The following is a 17,887-nucleotide window of genomic DNA, read 5'->3' as shown; positions in this document are numbered from 1 at the left end:
TCCAATACCCCACCAGGGCGCTCATTCAACACCGACCGAAACCCGGTCATCGGCCGTCGTGAGCCGGCGGTTTTGTCGCTCGGTAACGGGTATTTTCATCGCCCCGACGGGCGCTACTGGAACGGCGAGCCCCTTGAGGAATTTGATCGCAAGAAACGCGGTTTCCTGACAGGCAGATGGCATTACAGTAGCGTCCTGGCTTTTAACACCCGTCCTTCGAGGAGCCCGCTCATGCCGTACGAATACACGCTCATGCCCTCCCCCGTCGGCCAGCTCACCCTGGTGGCCCGCGACGGCAAGCTCACCGCGATCCTGTGGGAACAGGAACGCGCCAACCGCGTACGGCTGGGCGAATTGCGCGAGGCCAACGACAGCCCGGTGTTGTTGGAAACCGCGCGCCAGCTACGCGAGTATTTCGCCGGCGCACGCAGCCAGTTCGAGCTGGAACTGGACTTCAACGGCACGCCTTTTCAACAACAGGTCTGGCGGGTGCTGCTGACCATCCCGTTCGGCGAAACCCGCAGCTACAGCCAGATCGCCGAGCAAATCGGCAACCCCAAGGCCGTGCGCGCGGTGGGTGCCGCCAACGGGCGTAACCCCATCTCGATCGTTGCGCCCTGCCATCGGGTCATAGGCGCCTCGGGTGGGCTGACCGGGTTCGCCGGAGGGCTTGGCGCCAAACACTATCTGCTCGCGTTGGAAGGTGCAGGCCAGGCAGAACTGGGCTTCTAAGGCGAACCGCGACAAAAACGTACAACTTTGCTCACCGACGCTTTTGTAAAAAGAAATTTCAAAGAACCGCTGCGGTCCATAATTTCATCACCCACCCATTAAGGAAAAACGGTCATGAAATTCTCCGCAGTCTCTCAATCCTTGTCCCGCTGGGCAGGCAGCGCCCGGACGTTCTATGCGGCCGTCGCGTTGATATTCCTGTGGAGCCTGAGCGGACCCTATTTCCACTACAACGACACCTGGCAGCTGATCATCAACACCTCGACCACCATCATCACCTTCCTGATGGTCTTCCTGATCCAGAACACACAAAACCGCGACAACGACATCCTGCATATCAAGATCGACGAACTGCTGCGCGTCTCCAAGGATGCCCAGAACGCCGTGCTGAGCCTGGATGGCCTGGACCGCAAAGAACTGGAACAACTGCGCAAGCAATACCGCAGCATCGGCGACACTGGCACGGTCAGCTTGAGCACCAGTTGTGGTGAAAGGGTCGACGATGCGCACCCCAACAAAACCGATCTGAATCAAGCCTAAAAAAAACGGCGGTTGGAAATCATCCAACCGCCGTTTCTCATTTCAGGTGAGGCAATCAACCGTCGCCTTGATGACCTTTACCGTAAGTCGAGGCCAGGGCACGGGCTTTTTGCAGACGCTCTTCAAGCTTGGGCAGCGTCTCGTCCACCAGCGCTTTTATCTCTGGCACATCCGACGCCGCGCCTTCTTTCTTGAACAGGGCGATGGCGTCTTCGTTTTCCTTGACCTGCTGCGCGGTGTAGGCCGCGTCAAAGGAGTCGCCGTCCTTGAGTTCAGGCATCAGGGTTTCGGCCTTGTCGACGATCTTCTCGCGCGGGGCCACGGGCAAGTCGAGCTTCTTGGCGATGGCCGCCAAGTGCTGGTTGGCCAGGGTGCGTTCGTTGATGACCTCGATGGTGTAGTCCTTGATTTCCTGGGACGACGTCCTGGCGTGGGCCATGCGACTGGTTTCGATATCGGCCATCCCTTTGGCCGAAGCCTGCTCGATGAATTCAGCAGGCGACTGGGCGAAAGCATTGCTGGCGCCGAGGCCCAGCAGCATCGCGAAACTGGCGGTGCGTAACCGGATAGCCATGCGGCTCATGATGGGTTCCTCCAGGGCAAAAATAGGTGCGGGGAAATACGCCCCGCCCTGAATTCGAATTTTCAGGGCGGCAAAGGTTTAGAAAAAACTCGCCAGTGCGACGAACGGTCGTCGTCGCCTCAAGCCGGTTTGCTGCCGAACAGGCCCGGCAACGCGTGCGCCAGGGCGTTAATGGCGAAGCCGATAAACATCACGCCGCACAGGCGGGTGATGAGGATTTCATGCCGCTGGTACACCGTGCGCACACGCTGGGCGCCCACCACGCCGATCAGAATCGCGTAAGCCAGCAGGCCGCCGATGAAACTCAACAAGATCAACGACGGCAGCATTGCCCATGTCAGCAACTCGGCACGGCTGGACAGCAGCGCGGTAAAGGTTGCAACCGCCACCGGGTAGGCCTTGGGGTTGGTCAAGCCGAACAGGATGCCGTGCCAGAACGGATGGCGCGCCGCGCCCTGAGGCGCATCGCTGCTGCGGCGCTGGGTGCGAATCGCCCGCCAGCCAAGCCAGAACAAATACACACCGCTGAGCACGCCCAGCACATCAAAGGCGCTGCTGCCCACTTCCCGCGCGCCCACAATGGCGACCAGCGCCGTACTGCACCACACCACATCACCCAGCAAGTGCCCGCACAGAAAACCCGCCCCGGCGCGACGGCCACGAGACGCGCCGATTCCAAATACCGCCAGGACGCCCGGCCCAGGCGTGATCCCATAGATAAAACCCGAAGCAAGAACGGCGAGCAGCAAGGAGGGGGTCATGGACGCGACTCTGACAGGCGATTGAAAGGTGCAGCGATTCTGCACGTTCTGGCGCTACGGGTAAAACTGCATGCCTGCATAAGGCTTGGCGCGACAGGCCTGAAGGCGCGAAGTCAGGTCGCCGACATGCGCCTCGAGCTTGTGCCCATCCGGGTCGAGAAAGTAGAACGAGGCACCTTCGCTGCGGTTGTCGCGCCACTCCTGCACCTTGGCGTCTCGCAAGCGCGCCACCAGCGCGGCGAACGCATCGGCGGCGGCGGTGAACGCGTAATGGGTGTAATCCACCGCAGGTGTGGTTGAACGCGAAGGATCGAGCGACAGGCACAGCCACAAACCGGGTAACGAGAGGTAGGCGCCCTGGTCCCAGGTGGCGTCGAGCTTAAGCTGCAGCAGCTCATGGTAGAAGCTGACGCTGCGGTTCAAGTCGGTAACGGCAAGGGTCAGGTGGTTCAAGCCTGAGAGCATGAGTTTTTTCCTGTGATCGATAGCCTTAGGACAGCACACCTTGCACCTGCCCAATCAGCCACTGCAACCCCGAATCGCCGCCCCGCCGTGCATGCCACGCCAGTTCGACGGCGAACGAGGGAATATGAAACGGTGGCGGCACGGCCAGCAGAAGCTGTTGATCGATGTTGAGCAACCCCCTGGATGACACCGTCAGAATCAGGTCGGTGCCCTGAATCAGCTGCGGCGCCACGCCCCAATGCGGCAGGCTAATTGCCACATGGCGCCGTTCACGAATCGCCGTTAACGCCCGCTCGATTTCCGGGGTGCCACTGCCGCGCATTTCCAACAGCACGTGCGGGCGCGACAAATAGGTGGGCAGGTCAAGCACGCCACTGGACGGCAGGCTGTTGCGGTCGACCAGGCAGGTGTAATGCTCCTCAAACAAAGGCGTGGTGCGCAGTTCGGCGGGCATATCGGGGAATACCCCGGCGGCCAGGTCGATGTCGCCGTTGAGCACGGCGTCTACCATGCCTTCGCGACTGGCCTGGACGATTTGCAGGTCGATGCCAGGGGCTTCACGGCGCAGAACGCGGACCAGCTCCGGCAGGAAAATCGCCGCGCTGTAGTCCGACATCGCCAGGCGAAACCTGCGCTTGGCCGACGCCGGGTCAAACCGGTTCGGTGCCAGCAGTGCTTGCACCTGGGCCAGGGCTTCAGCCAAAGGTGTCGCCAACTCCAGGGCTCGCGCGGTCGGCACCAATGTTCCGCCCTGGCGCACCAGCAAGGGATCACCCAACAGATCCCGCAAACGCGCCAGAGCGTGGCTGACTGCCGGCTGGCTCAGGTGCAAACGCTCGGCGGCGCGGGTGACGTGTTGCTCACTGAGCAAGGCCTCCAGGATCACCAGCAGGTTGAGGTCGACGCGACGCAGATCATTCATCGGCTGCATGCCCAGCATAAGAATTTGGAATTTAAATTTGCGCGACGAATAGCCTAGAGTCCAGCAAAACCTCTGGGAGATTCGAAATGACGACGTTGCATTGGCTGGGTTTGCTGGCGTTGGCGGTGATCGCCGGGGCGGTGGTGCCGTTTCAAAGCGCAATCAACGCAAACCTCGGGCGCGGGCTCGGTCACCCGTTGTGGGCCACGCTGGCGTCACTGTTGGTGAGTATTATCGTGCTGCTGCCGGTCATTCTGGCGCTGCGTCTACCCCTGCCGAGCCTGGCCTTTATCACTAAAGCGCCGGTGTGGATGTGGGCCGGGGGTGCATTTGGCGTGTGCTTTATTTCCCTGGCGCTGATGCTGTTGCCCAAGCTCGGCGCGTCGGGGTTCATTGCCTTGGCCATGGCCGGACAGATTCTCGCCTCACTGGTGCTCGATCACTTCGGGCTGTTCGGCCTGGTGGAGCGCCAACTGACAACGCCCCGTGTGCTGGGGGCGCTGTTGTTGATTGGCGGCGTGGTGTTGATTCAGTTCAGCAGCACGCCTGCCCGAGCATTGGCAGCGACAGGCTGATCAGGCCTTGTCGAGCGTGCGCAACTTGTGTGGCAAGCCCCACAGCAACAAAGCCGCGGCCAGCAGGGCGCACACGCCAATCACATACAGCGCCGGGGTGGTGCTGCCGGTGAGGTCCTTGATCCGCCCCACCATCACCGGGCTGACAATGCCGCCGAACTGACCGAGGGTGTTGATCACCGCGATGCCGCCGGCCGCACCGGCTCCCGCGCCCGCCAGCAGTTTGGGCGGCAAGGTCCAGAAGGTCGGGATCGAGGCGATGATGCCCGCCCCCAGCATGCCCAGGGCGATGATCAGGAACGTGGTGTGGTCGGCAAAAATCCCGGCGCTGAAAAAGCCAATCGCCCCCAACACCACCAGGCCGCAGACAAACTTGCGCCGCTCGCCGGTGGCGTCCGACAGCCGCCCGATCACCACCATGCTGATCGCGCCGCACACATAGGGAATCGCGGTGAGCAGGCCGATCATCACCGGGCTCTGGGTGCCGGCGCTGCGAATCAACTGTGGTGCCCAGAAGTTGAGCCCGTAGGACGCGACCTGGATCAGGAAGTAGATAAAACCGAGCATCAAAAAGCCTGGAATGCGGATCGCCGACAGCAATGAACCACCGTGGGTGTTGGGCTCATGCTTGGCAATTCGGCTGGACAGCAAGGTCTTTTCCGCTGGCGTCAGCCACTGCGCGTCTTCGATACGGTCTTTGAGCAGCGTCAGCACCAGAAAACCCAGGCCGATGCAGGGCAAGCCGCCAAGCAGAAACAACCAGTGCCAGCCGCGCAGTTGCAGCACGCCGTCGAGATGCTCCAACACCAGGCCGGAGAACGGCGCGCCAACCAGGCCCGCGAAGGCCGAAGCCAGAAACAGCAGCGAGGTGATGCGTCCACGAAAGTGCTGCGGAAACCACAACGTCAGGTAATACAGCACGCCCGGTGCGAAGCCAGCTTCCATGGCGCCAATGATGAAACGCAGGCCGTAGAACTGCCATTCGGCGGTGACAAACACCATGGCCGCCGTGGCCAGGCCCCACGACATCATGATCCGCGCGATCCAGCGCCGCGCGCCGACCTTGTACAGCATCATGTTGCTCGGCACTTCGAAGATTACATAGCCGACCACAAACAGCCCGGCGCCGAGGCCGTAAGCGGTGTCGCTCAGGCTCAGGTCGGTTTGCAGTTGGAACTTGGCGAAGCTGATGTTGATGCGGTCAAAAAACGCGAACAGGTAGCACACCATGATCAGCGGCATCACGCGCCAGGCGACCTTGCTGACCAGGGCTTTTTCGGCATCGATCTCAGCGGCCGGGCGCGCGCCGGCCTCTAACGTATTAGTGCTCATGCTTTCTCTCCAGCGGGCAGCTCAACGGCGCCCGATTGTTTTTGTTGTCTGGTGCGGTGTTACAGGGTGGCGATGTAATCGGGTGGCGGATGCAGGTCGCCATTGCGCCCGGCCTTGGCGACCTGGCCGGGCAGCTCATGACCAAGCAGCGCTGGCAGTTGGCGGGACATGTGCAACAGGTGCGGCAGGTCGATACCGGTGTGAATCCCGACCTCGTCGCACAGGTTGACCAGGTCTTCGGTGCAGATATTGCCCGACGCCCCCGGCGCGAACGGGCAGCCGCCGAGGCCGCCCAGGGCCGCATCAAATCGGCGCGCGCCGGCCTCGTAGGCCGCCAGCACATTGCACAAGCCCAGGCCACGGGTGTTGTGAAAATGCAGGGTCAGATCGCTGGCTGGCACATGCCGCAATACACGTTTGACCAGGCGCGCAACTTGGCGCGGATTGGCCATGCCGGTGGTGTCGGCCAGGGTGATGCCCTGGATGCCCAACTCGCGATAGGCATCGACGATGTGCAGCACGCGGTCTTCATCCATCTTGCCTTCGAACGGGCAGCCGAAGGTGGTGGCGATGCTGCCGTTGAGGCGCACCGGGTAGTCGGCGGCGAAGCTGACGATGTCTTTAAAAGCCGCCAACGAGGCCTCGCAACGCATGCGCATATTCGCCAGGTTGTGGGTCTGGCTGGCGGACATCACCAGGTTCAACTCATCGGCGCGGGACTCGATGGCGCGCTGGGCACCCTTGAGGTTAGGGATCAGCGCCACATAGATCACACCGGGTTTGCGCGCGATGCCCTGGAACACTTGCTCGCCATCGCGCAATGCCGGAATGGCCTTGGGCGAGACGAATGAACCTGCCTCGATTCGCGAAAACCCGGCCAGCGACAGCTGGTTGATCAACGCGATCTTGTCGGCGGTTTCAACCCAGGTCGGTTCGATTTGCAGGCCATCGCGCGGGGACACTTCCTGCACGATCAGCGGGTCAGAATAATCGGTGATCATTGCACCACTCCCGAGGTTTTCAGGCGTTGGATATCGGTATCGGTCAGGCCGAGGCTGCCGAGGATGTCGTCGGTGTGCTGGCCCAGGCTCGGGCCTTGCCAGTTCACCGCGCCGGGGGTTTCGGAGAGCTTGGGCACGATGCCCGGCATTTTCACCGACACGCCGCCAGGCAGTTCGGCATTGAGCAGCATGTCGCGCGCCTGGTAATGCGGGTCGCTGACGATATCAGCCACCGAGTAGATGCGCCCGGCCGGCACTTCGGCGGTTTCCAGGGCAGCAAGCACTTGGTCGATGGGCAGGCTGCTGGTCCAGTGCGTGATCGCCGCATCCAGCAAACCACTTTTCGCCGCGCGGCCATCGTTGTGGGCAAACTCCGGCGCGTCGGCCAGGTCGGCGCGGCCGATGGTGGTCATCAAACGCTTGTAGATCGGGTCACTGTTACCGGCGATCACCACATAGGCACCGTCGGCGGTCAGGTAGGTATTGGACGGCGCGATGCCGGGCAAGGCGCCACCGCTGCGCTCGCGCACGTGGCCGAGCATGTCGTATTCAGGCACCAGGCTTTCCATCAGGTTGAACACGCTTTCGGCCAGCGACACATCGACAATCTGCCCGTCGCCCTGGCCGGTCTTGACCCGCAGCAGCGACATCAGCGCGCCGATCACGCCGTGCAATGACGCAAGGGAATCGCCCAGGCTCACGCCCACCCGCGCCGGTGGCGAATCGGGGTTGCCGGTGGTGTAGCGAATGCCGCCCATGGCCTCGCCGATGGCACCGAAGCCTGGACGGTCGCGATAAGGGCCGGTCTGGCCGTAGCCGGAGATGCGCACCAGGGTCAGCTTGGGGTTGAGGGCGTGCAACACGTCCCAGCCCAGGCCGAGTTTTTCCAGGCCGCCGGGGCGCAGGTTTTCGATCAGCACGTCGGCGTCGCCGAGCAATTGCTTGATCAAACCCAAGCCTTCCGCTGACTTGAGGTCCAACGCCAGGGACTTCTTGTTGCGCGATTGCAGGTACCACCACAGCGAAGTGCCTTCGTGCAGCTTTCGCCATTTACGAAGCGGATCGCCCTGGCCCAGGGCTTCGATCTTGATCACCTCGGCGCCAAACTCGGCCATCAGCCGGGCGGCGAACGGCGCGGCAATCAGGGTGCCGATCTCAATCACCTTGATACCGCTCAATGGAGCCGTCATGGGGTGTGCCTCTTATTCTTGGAATGTGTGGCCAAGGCTAGAGGACAGCCGTAGGAGAAATCCAACCGTCAGTTGGCAAGCAGCGTTCGTGGATGGCGAACGGTTACGCCCTGTCGGCGCCATTCAGATCGCTATCGCGGGCAAGCCGGGCTCCCACAGATGAGCGGGTTTCCATGTGGGAGCCGGACCTGCCCGCGATGAGGCCCACGGCGCTGGTTTACTTCAGCGACGTGCGCAGATAGTCAAACAATAACCGGCTCACCGGCGACAGCTGCGCTTGATCACGTATCACCACAATCAAGCTGCGATCCGACCAGGCATCCGTGAGCGGCACGGCGTGCAATCCCAACGCGCGGCCGAACAGCTCGTAAGCTTTTTGCGGCAGGATACCGATGCCCATGTTCGCCTGAACCATCCGGCACATCGCATCAAACCCTGGCACGTGGATGCGCAGGCGCAGCATCTTGCCGGCCTCGCGCGCGGCCGCGTGGGTGCGCATATTGATCGAGCTGGCGGCATGCAGGCCAACGTAATCACTGTCGAGTGTTTCGGCGAACGCCAGGGTCTCGCGTGCAGCCAACGGATGCGCCGCCGGCATCAGCACCACCAGTTTGTCGTGGCGGTAGGTCACGCTGGGCAGGCCTTTGGTGTCAGTGTCACTGGAACAGATCCCAAGGTCGGCCACGCCGTCCAGCACGCCCTGTACCACGCCATTGCTGGGGCGTTCTTCCAGGTCGGTTTTCACCTCGGGGTGCAGCGCAGAAAAGTCCCGCAAGTCTTCCGGAAGAAACTGAATGATCGCCGACAGATTGGCCAGCATGCGCACATAACCGCGCACGCCATGGCTGTGCTCGCCCAGTTCCAGGCCCATTTTTTCGACGTTGAACAGCATCTGCCGCGCATGGTGCAACAGGGTTTCGCCCGCCGCCGTCAGGTCCATGCCCTTGGCCCGGCGCACAAACAGGCTCACGCCCAGCACCTGTTCCAGCTCCATCAGCCGCTTGCTCGCGGCCGATACCGCAATGGCTTCACGGGCCGCCGCGCGAGTCAATGTGCCCTCTTCAAACACCGCAACGAACAGCTGCAAGGTGATCAGATCCAGGCGACGCACCAGGCTCTTGTGCAACATCAGTGACGCTCGGCAGCCAGGCGATTGATCTCGCCCTGCTCCACCACCGCGTGCGGCGCGCCATGGCGCACGGCCGCCAACATGGCCTGGCCGACGGTCTCGGTGCTCACTACCCAGGCGGGCTTGACCCGGCGCACAAACGTGAGCAGCGGCCCGAGCACGGAATAAAAGGATTGGTACAACGGCGTTTTCGAACGCACGCCATGCAGCGGCTGGATCACCCCCGGCCGAAACAGGTACACCGCCTTGAACGGCAAGCGCAGCAAAGCGTTTTCGGTCTTGCCCTTGACCCGCGCCCACATCGACTTGCCCGCTTCGGAGCTGTCGGTGCCGGCACCGGACACGTAGATAAAGGTCATCTGCGGATTGAGCCGCGCCAGGGTACTGGCGGCGACCAACGTCAGGTCATAAGTGAGGTGGGTGTACTTGGTTTCATTCATGCCCGCCGACGAAACGCCGAGGCAGAAGAAACACGCATCAAAGCCCTGCAGCAAGTTTTCCAGCGGCTGGAAATCCAGCATGTCGCTGTGCAGCACCTGATGCAGCTTGCCATGTTCCTGGGTCAAGGGCGTGCGGCCGACGGCGACGATTTCCTGCACATCTGCGGCCAGCAGGCACTCGCGCAGCACGCCTTGGCCGACCATGCCGGTGGCGCCGAATAACAGAACTCTCATGGGGGGACCTCAGCGGCAAGCCGCAAGCTTCGTGCTCAAGTTGAATGCAGTTGAGCCTGTAGCTTATCGCTTGCCGCGTGCGACCGCCCTCTTTAGAACGCGCTGCGGAAAATCTCCTCGATCTGGCGCTGATCGGCGCGGCGCGGGTTGGTCAGCCCACAGGCGTCCTTCAACGCATTGGTGGCCAGCAACGGAATGTCTTGCAGCTTGGCCCCCAGCTCGCGCAAGCCGGCCGGGATCTCAACCTCCTGGGCCAACGCACGGATGGCAGCGATCGCGGCCTGGGCGCCCTCTTCCGGCGTGATCCCCTTGATGTCGGCGCCCAGGGCGCGCGCCACGTCGCTCAAACGCTTGGCGCAGACGCTGGCGTTGAAGCTTTGCACATGGGGCAGCAACACCGCGTTGCACACGCCATGGGGCAGGTCGTAAAGGCCGCCAAGTTGATGGGCCATGGCGTGCACAAACCCCAGGGACGCATTGTTGAACGCCATCCCGGCTAGGAATTGCGCGTAAGCCATGTTTTCCCGCGCGACCTTGTCGCTGCCGTCGCGTACCGCCAGGCGCAGGTTGGCGCTGATCAGCTCGATTGCCTTGATCGCGCAGGCGTCGGTGATCGGTGTGGCGGCGGTCGACACGTAGGCCTCGATGGCGTGGGTCAACGCGTCCATGCCGGTGGCGGCGGTCAGGCCCTTGGGCATGCCGACCATCAGCGTCGGGTCGTTGACCGACAGCAGCGGCGTCACGTTGCGGTCGACGATGGCCATTTTCACGTGGCGGGTTTCGTCGGTGATGATGCAAAAACGCGTCATTTCACTGGCAGTACCGGCGGTGGTGTTGATGGCCACCAGCGGCAGTTGCGGCTTGCTGGATTGATCGACGCCTTCGTAGTCGCCGATATGCCCGCCATTGGTGGCGCACAAGGCAATGCCCTTGGCGCAGTCATGGGGCGAACCGCCGCCCAGGGACACCACAAAATCGCAGTGGCTGTGCTGCAACAGCGCCAGGCCTTTCTCGACGTTTTCCACATTCGGGTTGGGCTTGGCGCCGTCGTAGATCACCGAGTCGATGTCCTGCATCGCCAGCTTCTCGGCGATCATGCTGGCCACGCCCGCTTTGGCCAGGCCCGCGTCGGTGACGATCAGCGCTTTGCGAAAGCCGTAATTGCGGATGGCAGTCATGGCTTCGTCGAGGCAGTCGGTGCCCATGATGTTGACGGCGGGAATGAAGAAGGTGCTGCTCATGGCGAATCCTCAGAGGCGTTATGCCTACAGCATCAACCTGAGTGGGCCGTGGCATCTTGATCAGGATCAACGCCGGCTCGTGATAAAGTCACCACCCAGCCGATTTCGAGTAGACCCGCCGCAATGAAGGATTTCCAGGATATTGACGCCCACCTTGAAGACTGGAGCGCGCTGCGCAGCGCTGTCGACTTCAGTGGGATTCTGATCGGTAACGGCGCGAGCCGCGTGATTTGGGAAGACTTTGCCTACGACTCGCTGTTTGAAAACGCCCGCACCGTCGAAGAAAAACCCCTCAGCCAATCCGAGCTGAGTGTGTTCGACGCCCTGCAAACCCGCAGCTTCGAGCAAGCGCTGGGCGCACTGAAAACCACCAGCCGGGTCAACAAGGCGCTGGCGGTCAGCTCGGCGGCGCCGCGTAATCGCTACTACGCGATCAAGGAAGCGCTGATCAATACCATCCACGCCGTGCACATTCCGTGGCGCCTGGTGCAGCCGTCCACGCTGGCGACGATCAACGCGGAACTGGCCAACTACGCCACCGTCTTCACCACCAACTACGACCTGCTCAACTACTGGGCGATCCTGCACACGCCGGGCATCGATGACCTGTTTCGCAGCGCCGACTCAAGCTTCGACCTGCGCAACACCCGCACCGATGCCACGCGCATTCTGTACCTGCACGGCGGCCTGCACCTGGTGCGTAACCTCGATGGTACGGCGCGCAAATTGCCGTCCACCGACAGCACGTTGCTCAGCAGTTTTGCGATCAACAACACGATCAAGACCCTGGACGACGTGCCGCTGTTTGTCAGCGAAGGCAAGGTGGAAGAGAAGCTCAAGACCATCCGCAGTTCGGACTACTTGTCGTTCTGTTATGAGCAGTTGCTGACCCATACGGGCGCGCTGTGCATTTTCGGCCACGACCTGGGGCCGCAGGATAAGCACTTGGTGGATGCGCTTTGCCAGGCGAGGATCACGACCCTGGCGATTTCGGTGTCGGGGCGCAGCGACGGGTTTATCCGCCAGCAGAAGCGCCGGTATTCGGAGCTGTTTGAGGGCAGCGGAGTGGAGTTGAAGTTTTTTGCAGCGCGCACGCATCCGCTGGGTAATTCGGCATTGTCAGTGCCGGTCGAGCGCTGATCCCCCGCCCACATTTTGACTGAGTGCATCGGTTACATAGAGACAAATGACAATAGTTCTCGATATCATTCGCGACTTTTCTACGTCGTGCTTCGTCAAGAAGGATATCCATGTCTCGTCCCAAGCCCGACCCGTTGTCGGCCGATGCCTTTCGCGGGTTTTATGCAGACATTCTGTATTTCCTGCGCAAACGCACGGACAACGCCAGCGACGCGGCGGACATGACCCAGGATGTCTTCACCCAATGGCTGGACTACCGCGACCGCGCCAAGGTCGAGCAGCCACGGGCGTTTCTGTTCCAGATGGCGCGCAATCTGCTGCGCGATCACTGGCGTAAACAGAAGGTACGGCAGACCGTCCACTCAGACCCGGCCGCAAGGGACGCCGAGCCGGTCACCGATGAGCAAAACGACCCCATGGCCGCCGCACAACGCTTGCAACGCCTGGAACAGTTGAAAGAAGTCCTCGCCGAGCTCTCGCCCCGCAGGCGAGAAGCCCTTATGCTGCACCGCTTCGAAGGCCTGAGCCAGGCGCAGATCGCCGAGCGCATGGGCATTTCGACCAGCATGGTGGAAAAGCACATCGCCTTGGCCCTGCTGCATTGCAAGCGACGCCTTCAACACGAACCCGGCACGGAGCAGCCAGAATGAACCGCCTGAGCGACCTTGACGCGCTGGACATCGAAGCGAGCGACTCCATCGATGCCCAAGCCGCCAGCTGGTTTGCCCGCAACCGCAGTGACATGGGGCGCGCCGACCGCAGGGCCTTTGCGGCCTGGCAGGCCGAACCCGCCCATGCGCGCGCCTATGCCGAGTTCGAACAACTGTGGGCCGACCTCGCCCAGTTGCAGCAATTGAACAAACCGGTGCCGCTGCCCAAGCGCAAGCCGTCGGCCTGGCGCCCTGCCCTGGCGGCGGCGGCCGCGCTGGTGTGCGCCGTGCTGGCCACACCTATCGGTGCACCGCGCGAGCTTTATCACAGTCAGGTTGCCGCTCATGCCAAAGGCATGCGCACCCTGAACCTGCCCGATGGCAGCACCCTCTACGTGAATGCCAACACACGCCTGCGCGTGGATTTCAGCGCCCACCAACGCATCCTTCACCTGGACAAGGGCCAGCTCTACATCGAAGTCGCCGCCGACAAGGAACGGCCGCTGTACGTGCAAGCCGGCGAGGCGAATGTGCGGGTAGTCGGCACCGGTTTTGATGTGCGCCGCAGCCAGCAGCAGCTGGTGGTGAGCGTCGCCCATGGCCAGGTGGCGTTCGAGCCCGACCGCAAAAGCCCGGTGAGCGTGCTCGGCGCTCAACAACGCGCCATCTACAGTTACGCCAAGGGCACAGTGCAACAACAAACCCTGAGCGCTGAAGAAGTGGCGGACTGGCGCAGCGGGCACCTGTCGTTTCGCAACCGCGACCTGGCCAGCCTGATCGACGAGCTGAGCCTCTATCGGCCGCAGGCACCGCTGCAGGTCAGCAAATCAGTGGCGCAACTGAAGGTCTCGGGCAATCTGGATGTGAATGACCCGGACGCCCTGCTCAACGCACTGCCTGCCCTGCTGCCGGTGAAAACCGTGGCCTCGGCCGATGGTGTGGTGAGAATCGAACCCATCAAGTAAGACCGGCACCGCCACACTTGAGAATATTTTGCATTCGCATGTGTGGTTTTTTTGGCCTGCCCCGTCTTCCTCCCGACTGTGTTTGATACGCACACCTTTTTGGCTATTTAGCCACCCCGGGGGATTTCATGTTTCGCGCGCCTTGCCACGCTTCGCACCTGTTTCTTCGACCGACACTGATTGCCACCTGCCTGGTGTTCAGCCTCAATGCCCAGGCCGAGTCCTTCAAGCTGCAACTGCCCGCCCAGTCGCTGGCCACGTCCCTGAGCCAAGTGGCGCAGCAGGCGAAAATCCAGCTGCTGTTCGATGAAACACTGCTCAAGAACGTGCAGGCGCCCGCGCTCAATGGCGACTTCACCCCCGAAGTGGCGATTCGCAGCCTGCTCAAAAACGGCGAGTTCACCCTGATCAAGGTCGGCACCACCTACGTGGTGCGCCCCGACGAGGGCAAGACCACCCACAGCAGCGCGATCCAGCTGGACGCCCTCAGCGTGATCGGCACCGGTAACGAAGTCGACTCAAGCACCGTCAACCGTTCCACCCTCAGCCAGGCCGACATCGACCGCTATCAGTCTAATAACATTCCCAGCCTGTTGCAGACCTTGCCCGGCGTGAGCCAGGGCGGTTCGCTCAAACCCGGTGGCCAGACCATCAACATTCGTGGTTTCGGCGATGCCGAAGATGTACCGATGACCGTCGATGGCGCCACCAAAAGCGGCTTTGAGCGCTACCAGCAAGGCACGGTGTTTATCGAGCCCGAGCTGATCAAAAGCATCGAGGTGGAAAAAGGCCCCAACTCACCGTTCACCGGCAACGGCGGTTTCGGCGGCACGGTCAACATGACCACCAAAGATGCCCCGGACCTGCTCCAGGACGGTCGCAACAGCGGCGCGATGCTCAAGTACGGCTACTCCAGCAACGACCACGAACAGGTCTACAGCGGTGCCGTGTATGGCCGCACCGACGACGGCCGTTTCGACGCGCTGGCCTACCTGACCCAGCGCGACGGCGGCGACATGAAAGTGGCTGCCAAGCTGCCCAACGACAACAACCAATACCCGGTCAACCCGCAGCGCCTGCCCAACAGCGCCCAGGATGTGGACGGCAAGTTGTTCAAGGTCAACGCCCACTTGACCGAAGAGCACAGCGTCGGGCTCTCCTACTCGCGTTCCCACAGCAATCGCTGGACACCGTTTTCTGCTGCCAGCTACCCGACGCCGCCGACCCAGGCCAACATCGATCGCTACGGCTATGAAGGGGCGTTGAAGCGTTTTTTAGCCCAACGTGACACCGTCGACACCACTTGGTCGGGCAAGTACGAATACCAGCCCGTGAACAACCCGCTGGTGGACCTGACCGTCAAATATTCCCAGTCCAACACCGACCAGACCGACGAGCGCGACGCCACGGCGTTTTTCCAGCTGGCCACCGGCGGGCGCAAGATGGACACGTCCTACACCGACAAAAACCTCGACATCCGCAACGTCAGTCTGTTTGACACCGGGCCCTTGCAGCATGCCGTCACCGTGGGTGGCCAGATCCGCGAGCACATCCGCGAAACCGAGATGTGGATGCCGGGCACTGCCTACAACACGGCGCGCTATAACTATGGGCATTTCCAGCCGGGTTTCATGCCCCACGGCAAGGTCGATACCCACAGCTTCTTTGTCCAGGATGCAGTGACCGTGGGCGACGTGACCATCACCCCGTCCCTGCGCTACGACCACGTGCGCAACCGCGGCGAAGGCAACGATGCGCCGTACTACAACAACCCGGCCCCCTCGTTCGGCCACGACTACAGTGACCGCACCTACACCGGCTGGTCGCCACGCCTGGCGTTGTTCTGGAACGTCACGCCGAACCTGGGGCTGTTCGCCAACTGGAGCAAAACCTGGCGCGCGCCGGTCATCGACGAGCAGTATGAAGTGCAAGGCCTGGGCAGCCGCACCGCCACCAGCGTCGACCTCGACCCGGAGCGCATCACGTCGATCACCGTGGGCAGCGTCGTCAGCTTCGATAACCTGATTGCCCACGACGACAACCTGCAAGTGCGCACCACGTTGTTCCACAACAAAGTCGAAGACGAAATCTTCAAGGCCACCGGCGTCGGCTGCCAGAACCAGGCCGTCAACGGCGGCACGATTTCCAGCGCCTGCCCGCCTGGGGCGATGTCCAATTACCGCAACATCGGCGGCCTGACCATCAAGGGCTTTGAACTCGAATCGTTCTATAACTCCACCTACCTGTTCGGCTCGGTGTCGTTCGCCTACGCCAAAGGTGAACACGAAGGCGCCTACACCAACCCGTGGGGGCCGGATGTGGCGGCACGTGACATTCCACCGACCAAATGGGTGCTGGTGCTGGGCACCAATATTCCGGCCTGGGATGCCCAGGTAGGCTGGATAGGCCAGTTCATCGGCGCCACCGACCGCTTGCCCAGCGATACATATTCCGGCGGACCGGGCAGCAGCGTGGGCGACCTGTTCTACGACCAGTACGGTAACAAGGCCTACAACACCCAGGGTCTGTTCGCCAAATGGAAACCGCAACAGGCTTACCTGAAAGGCACCGAGGTGAATTTCACCGTGGACAACTTGCTCAACAACAACTTCCGCCCGGCCCTGAGCGGCGACCGTGCCTACACCAAAGGTCGCGATGCGAAGATCAGCATTACGCGATTCTTCTAAGGTTAGGTGCTGCGGGTGTGTGGGTTTGTCTGCACGACCGAGGCGAGCCCTTCGCCGCCTCGCTAAAGCTCGACAGCTCCCACATGGATCTCCATTTGCTCGCGATCTTCTGTGGGAGCTGTCGAGCCCTGGCGAGGCGGCGAAGGCGGCGGCACTGCCAACCCGAGCGATTGAAACTGTACGGATAAATCCGCACCCAGCTGTAGGCCAGCAATCGGCAAGGGTTGTGGCTAGATGGGCATCCCTTGAAGCCCTCTAGATTCGGGTCGCCCTCATGAGCTCGCGCGAAAACACCGGCATGGCCCTCGGCCTGCTGGGCGTCATCATCTTCAGCCTCACCTTGCCGTTCACCCGCATCGTCGTGCAGGAGGTCCATCCGTTGCTCAACGGCCTGGGCCGTGCCTTGTTCGCGGCAGTTCCGGCGGCGGCGCTGTTGCTGTGGCGCCGCGAGCGCTGGCCCACCTGGCGCCAGGTGCGCGGGCTGTGCCTGGTGATAGCCGGCGTGATCCTCGGTTTTCCGGTGCTGTCGGCCTGGGCCATGCAAACCTTGCCAGCCTCCCATGGCGCACTGGTCAACGGCCTGCAGCCGCTGTGCGTGGCGCTGTATGCGGCGTGGCTGTCCCACGAGCGGCCGTCAAAAGCCTTCTGGGCCTGTGCGGCGCTGGGCAGTGCATTGGTGTTGAGTTACGCGCTGATCACCGGTGCCGGCAGTGTCCAGGCAGGCGATTTGCTGATGCTCGGCGCGATTGCCGTGGGCGGCCTGGGGTATGCCGAAGGTGGCCGCCTGGCCAAGGAAATGGGTGGCTGGCAGGTCATCTGCTGGGCGCTGGTGCTGTCGACGCCGGTGTTGATCGGCCCGGTGTGGTACTTGGCGGCGCAGCATCAAGGGGCAATTTCGACGCGTGCCTGGTGGGCGTTTGGTTACGTGTCGCTGTTCTCGCAGTTCCTGGGGTTTTTCGCCTGGTACGCCGGGCTGGCCATGGGCGGCATCGCGCGGGTCAGCCAGATCCAGTTGCTGCAGATCTTCTTCACCATCGCGTTTTCGGCGTTGTTTTTTGGTGAGCATATCGAGCCGATCACCTGGCTGTTTGCCTGTGGGGTGATCGTGACGGTGATGCTGGGACGCAAGACCGCGGTGCAGCCTGCGCCTGCGCCCAAGCCGAACGCTATCTAATGTGAAAGCACGCGTGTGTGGGGGCCGGGCTTGCCCGCGATGGCATCACCGCGGTTTAGCTGAAAGACCGAGTCGCCTGCATCGCAGGCAAGCCAGCTCCCACACAAGCCCGGCTTCCACAGGGCC

At 62.1% G+C, this 17,887-nt stretch carries 19 protein-coding genes; 8 read left to right on the top strand and 11 right to left on the bottom strand.

The annotated features are described in order from the left end of the window. Positions 1 to 21: 21 nt before the first annotated feature. Entirely contained in the window at positions 22 to 183 is a 162-nt protein-coding gene (locus tag C4J83_RS30620) for a hypothetical protein (RefSeq protein ID WP_157986822.1), read from the bottom strand. A 48-nt stretch (positions 184 to 231) separates the two neighbouring features. Here C4J83_RS30620 and C4J83_RS07345 point away from each other — a divergent pair, with 48 nt between their 5' ends. Continuing rightward, positions 232 to 732 carry a methylated-DNA--[protein]-cysteine S-methyltransferase gene (locus C4J83_RS07345; RefSeq protein ID WP_124416671.1) on the top strand — a complete coding sequence of 167 codons (501 nt, stop codon included), beginning with the start codon at positions 232 to 234 and terminating at the stop codon, positions 730 to 732. 114 nt (positions 733 to 846) lie between these two features. Beyond that, the gene (locus C4J83_RS07340; RefSeq protein WP_106577040.1) at positions 847 to 1,272 is read left to right on the top strand and encodes a low affinity iron permease family protein; all 426 of its coding nucleotides are present in this window, start codon (positions 847 to 849) and stop codon (positions 1,270 to 1,272) included. A gap of 55 nt (positions 1,273 to 1,327) precedes the next feature. Here C4J83_RS07340 and C4J83_RS07335 read toward each other — a convergent pair whose 3' ends face one another. The 4 genes from C4J83_RS07335 to C4J83_RS07320 all read right to left on the bottom strand — a co-directional run bounded on the left by C4J83_RS07335 (position 1,328) and on the right by C4J83_RS07320 (position 4,012). After that, positions 1,328 to 1,855 carry a DUF4142 domain-containing protein gene (locus C4J83_RS07335; protein ID WP_106577041.1) on the bottom strand — a complete coding sequence of 176 codons (528 nt, stop codon included), beginning with the start codon at positions 1,853 to 1,855 and terminating at the stop codon, positions 1,328 to 1,330. Positions 1,856 to 1,974: 119 nt separating this feature from the next. Then, on the bottom strand, positions 1,975 to 2,616 hold the full coding sequence (locus C4J83_RS07330) for a LysE family translocator (protein WP_106577042.1): 642 nt from the start codon (positions 2,614 to 2,616) through the stop codon (positions 1,975 to 1,977). A 54-nt stretch (positions 2,617 to 2,670) separates the two neighbouring features. Beyond that, complete coding sequence (fos, locus tag C4J83_RS07325; RefSeq protein ID WP_124416670.1) at positions 2,671 to 3,081, bottom strand: fosfomycin resistance glutathione transferase; 411 nt, start codon at positions 3,079 to 3,081, stop codon at positions 2,671 to 2,673. 25 nt (positions 3,082 to 3,106) lie between these two features. Continuing rightward, entirely contained in the window at positions 3,107 to 4,012 is a 906-nt protein-coding gene (locus C4J83_RS07320; RefSeq protein WP_445261925.1) for a LysR family transcriptional regulator, read from the bottom strand. A gap of 77 nt (positions 4,013 to 4,089) precedes the next feature. On the opposite strand from C4J83_RS07320, the gene C4J83_RS07315 reads away from it, so the two are divergent. Beyond that, positions 4,090 to 4,578: a DMT family transporter gene (locus C4J83_RS07315; protein ID WP_124416669.1), complete on the top strand. Its 489-nt coding sequence runs from the start codon at positions 4,090 to 4,092 to the stop codon at positions 4,576 to 4,578. Here C4J83_RS07315 and C4J83_RS07310 read toward each other — a convergent pair whose 3' ends face one another. The 6 genes from C4J83_RS07310 to yiaY form a co-directional block, all read right to left on the bottom strand. Continuing rightward, positions 4,579 to 5,910: an MFS transporter gene (locus tag C4J83_RS07310; protein ID WP_124416668.1), complete on the bottom strand. Its 1,332-nt coding sequence runs from the start codon at positions 5,908 to 5,910 to the stop codon at positions 4,579 to 4,581. A 59-nt stretch (positions 5,911 to 5,969) separates the two neighbouring features. Further along, the gene (locus C4J83_RS07305) at positions 5,970 to 6,911 is read right to left on the bottom strand and encodes a hydroxymethylglutaryl-CoA lyase (RefSeq protein ID WP_124416667.1); all 942 of its coding nucleotides are present in this window, start codon (positions 6,909 to 6,911) and stop codon (positions 5,970 to 5,972) included. Beyond that, positions 6,908 to 8,101 carry a CaiB/BaiF CoA transferase family protein gene (locus C4J83_RS07300; protein WP_106577048.1) on the bottom strand — a complete coding sequence of 398 codons (1,194 nt, stop codon included), beginning with the start codon at positions 8,099 to 8,101 and terminating at the stop codon, positions 6,908 to 6,910. The genes C4J83_RS07305 and C4J83_RS07300 overlap by 4 nt, the downstream gene beginning before the upstream one ends. Positions 8,102 to 8,318: 217 nt before the next feature. Then, positions 8,319 to 9,230 (bottom strand): LysR family transcriptional regulator, encoded by a 912-nt coding sequence (locus tag C4J83_RS07295; protein WP_119738910.1) that lies wholly within the window; start codon positions 9,228 to 9,230, stop codon positions 8,319 to 8,321. Then, complete coding sequence (locus C4J83_RS07290; RefSeq protein WP_124416666.1) at positions 9,230 to 9,904, bottom strand: NAD(P)H-binding protein; 675 nt, start codon at positions 9,902 to 9,904, stop codon at positions 9,230 to 9,232. Before C4J83_RS07290 ends, C4J83_RS07295 begins: the two co-directional genes overlap by 1 nt. A gap of 92 nt (positions 9,905 to 9,996) precedes the next feature. Further along, positions 9,997 to 11,145, bottom strand: coding sequence for an L-threonine dehydrogenase (gene yiaY / locus C4J83_RS07285; RefSeq protein ID WP_106577051.1), 1,149 nt, complete (start codon positions 11,143 to 11,145; stop codon positions 9,997 to 9,999). Positions 11,146 to 11,268: 123 nt separating this feature from the next. Here yiaY and C4J83_RS07280 point away from each other — a divergent pair, with 123 nt between their 5' ends. The 5 genes from C4J83_RS07280 to C4J83_RS07260 all read left to right on the top strand — a co-directional run bounded on the left by C4J83_RS07280 (position 11,269) and on the right by C4J83_RS07260 (position 17,761). Then, a complete protein-coding gene (locus C4J83_RS07280; RefSeq protein WP_106577052.1) occupies positions 11,269 to 12,285 on the top strand; it encodes a DUF4917 family protein in 1,017 nt (338 codons plus the stop codon). Positions 12,286 to 12,395: 110 nt separating this feature from the next. Further along, positions 12,396 to 12,935 carry an RNA polymerase sigma factor gene (locus C4J83_RS07275; RefSeq protein WP_106577053.1) on the top strand — a complete coding sequence of 180 codons (540 nt, stop codon included), beginning with the start codon at positions 12,396 to 12,398 and terminating at the stop codon, positions 12,933 to 12,935. After that, complete coding sequence (locus tag C4J83_RS07270) at positions 12,932 to 13,900, top strand: FecR family protein (RefSeq protein WP_124416665.1); 969 nt, start codon at positions 12,932 to 12,934, stop codon at positions 13,898 to 13,900. The genes C4J83_RS07275 and C4J83_RS07270 overlap by 4 nt, the downstream gene beginning before the upstream one ends. 128 nt (positions 13,901 to 14,028) lie before the next feature. Beyond that, positions 14,029 to 16,587, top strand: coding sequence for a TonB-dependent receptor (locus C4J83_RS07265; RefSeq protein ID WP_124416664.1), 2,559 nt, complete (start codon positions 14,029 to 14,031; stop codon positions 16,585 to 16,587). A 274-nt stretch (positions 16,588 to 16,861) separates the two neighbouring features. Then, on the top strand, positions 16,862 to 17,761 hold the full coding sequence (locus C4J83_RS07260; protein WP_124416663.1) for a DMT family transporter: 900 nt from the start codon (positions 16,862 to 16,864) through the stop codon (positions 17,759 to 17,761). Positions 17,762 to 17,887: the final 126 nt, after the last annotated feature.

This window comes from Pseudomonas sp. LBUM920 (genome assembly GCF_003852315.1).
Classification (GTDB): Bacteria; Pseudomonadota; Gammaproteobacteria; order Pseudomonadales; family Pseudomonadaceae; genus Aquipseudomonas.
The sequence above is the reverse complement of the archived record's forward strand: the minus strand, read 5'-3'. Positions and strand labels throughout refer to the sequence as shown.

Excerpts from the sequence above, each read along its gene's own strand:
- C4J83_RS07265 (WP_124416664.1), top strand. The coding sequence starts at position 14,029 with ATGTTTCGCGCGCCTTGCCACGCTTCGCACCTGTTTCTTCGACCGACA.
- C4J83_RS07275 (WP_106577053.1), top strand. The coding sequence starts at position 12,396 with ATGTCTCGTCCCAAGCCCGACCCGTTGTCGGCCGATGCCTTTCGCGGG.
- C4J83_RS07280 (WP_106577052.1), top strand. The coding sequence starts at position 11,269 with ATGAAGGATTTCCAGGATATTGACGCCCACCTTGAAGACTGGAGCGCG.
- C4J83_RS07345 (WP_124416671.1), top strand. The coding sequence starts at position 232 with ATGCCGTACGAATACACGCTCATGCCCTCCCCCGTCGGCCAGCTCACC.
- C4J83_RS07290 (WP_124416666.1), bottom strand. The coding sequence starts at position 9,904 with ATGAGAGTTCTGTTATTCGGCGCCACCGGCATGGTCGGCCAAGGCGTG.
- C4J83_RS30620 (WP_157986822.1), bottom strand. The coding sequence starts at position 183 with ATGCCATCTGCCTGTCAGGAAACCGCGTTTCTTGCGATCAAATTCCTC.
- C4J83_RS07335 (WP_106577041.1), bottom strand. The coding sequence starts at position 1,855 with ATGAGCCGCATGGCTATCCGGTTACGCACCGCCAGTTTCGCGATGCTG.
- C4J83_RS07310 (WP_124416668.1), bottom strand. The coding sequence starts at position 5,910 with ATGAGCACTAATACGTTAGAGGCCGGCGCGCGCCCGGCCGCTGAGATC.
- C4J83_RS07330 (WP_106577042.1), bottom strand. The coding sequence starts at position 2,616 with ATGACCCCCTCCTTGCTGCTCGCCGTTCTTGCTTCGGGTTTTATCTAT.
- C4J83_RS07340 (WP_106577040.1), top strand. The coding sequence starts at position 847 with ATGAAATTCTCCGCAGTCTCTCAATCCTTGTCCCGCTGGGCAGGCAGC.
- yiaY (WP_106577051.1), bottom strand. The coding sequence starts at position 11,145 with ATGAGCAGCACCTTCTTCATTCCCGCCGTCAACATCATGGGCACCGAC.
- C4J83_RS07300 (WP_106577048.1), bottom strand. The coding sequence starts at position 8,101 with ATGACGGCTCCATTGAGCGGTATCAAGGTGATTGAGATCGGCACCCTG.
- C4J83_RS07260 (WP_124416663.1), top strand. The coding sequence starts at position 16,862 with ATGAGCTCGCGCGAAAACACCGGCATGGCCCTCGGCCTGCTGGGCGTC.
- C4J83_RS07270 (WP_124416665.1), top strand. The coding sequence starts at position 12,932 with ATGAACCGCCTGAGCGACCTTGACGCGCTGGACATCGAAGCGAGCGAC.
- C4J83_RS07315 (WP_124416669.1), top strand. The coding sequence starts at position 4,090 with ATGACGACGTTGCATTGGCTGGGTTTGCTGGCGTTGGCGGTGATCGCC.
- C4J83_RS07305 (WP_124416667.1), bottom strand. The coding sequence starts at position 6,911 with ATGATCACCGATTATTCTGACCCGCTGATCGTGCAGGAAGTGTCCCCG.
- fos (WP_124416670.1), bottom strand. The coding sequence starts at position 3,081 with ATGCTCTCAGGCTTGAACCACCTGACCCTTGCCGTTACCGACTTGAAC.
- C4J83_RS07320 (WP_445261925.1), bottom strand. The coding sequence starts at position 4,012 with ATGCAGCCGATGAATGATCTGCGTCGCGTCGACCTCAACCTGCTGGTG.
- C4J83_RS07295 (WP_119738910.1), bottom strand. The coding sequence starts at position 9,230 with ATGTTGCACAAGAGCCTGGTGCGTCGCCTGGATCTGATCACCTTGCAG.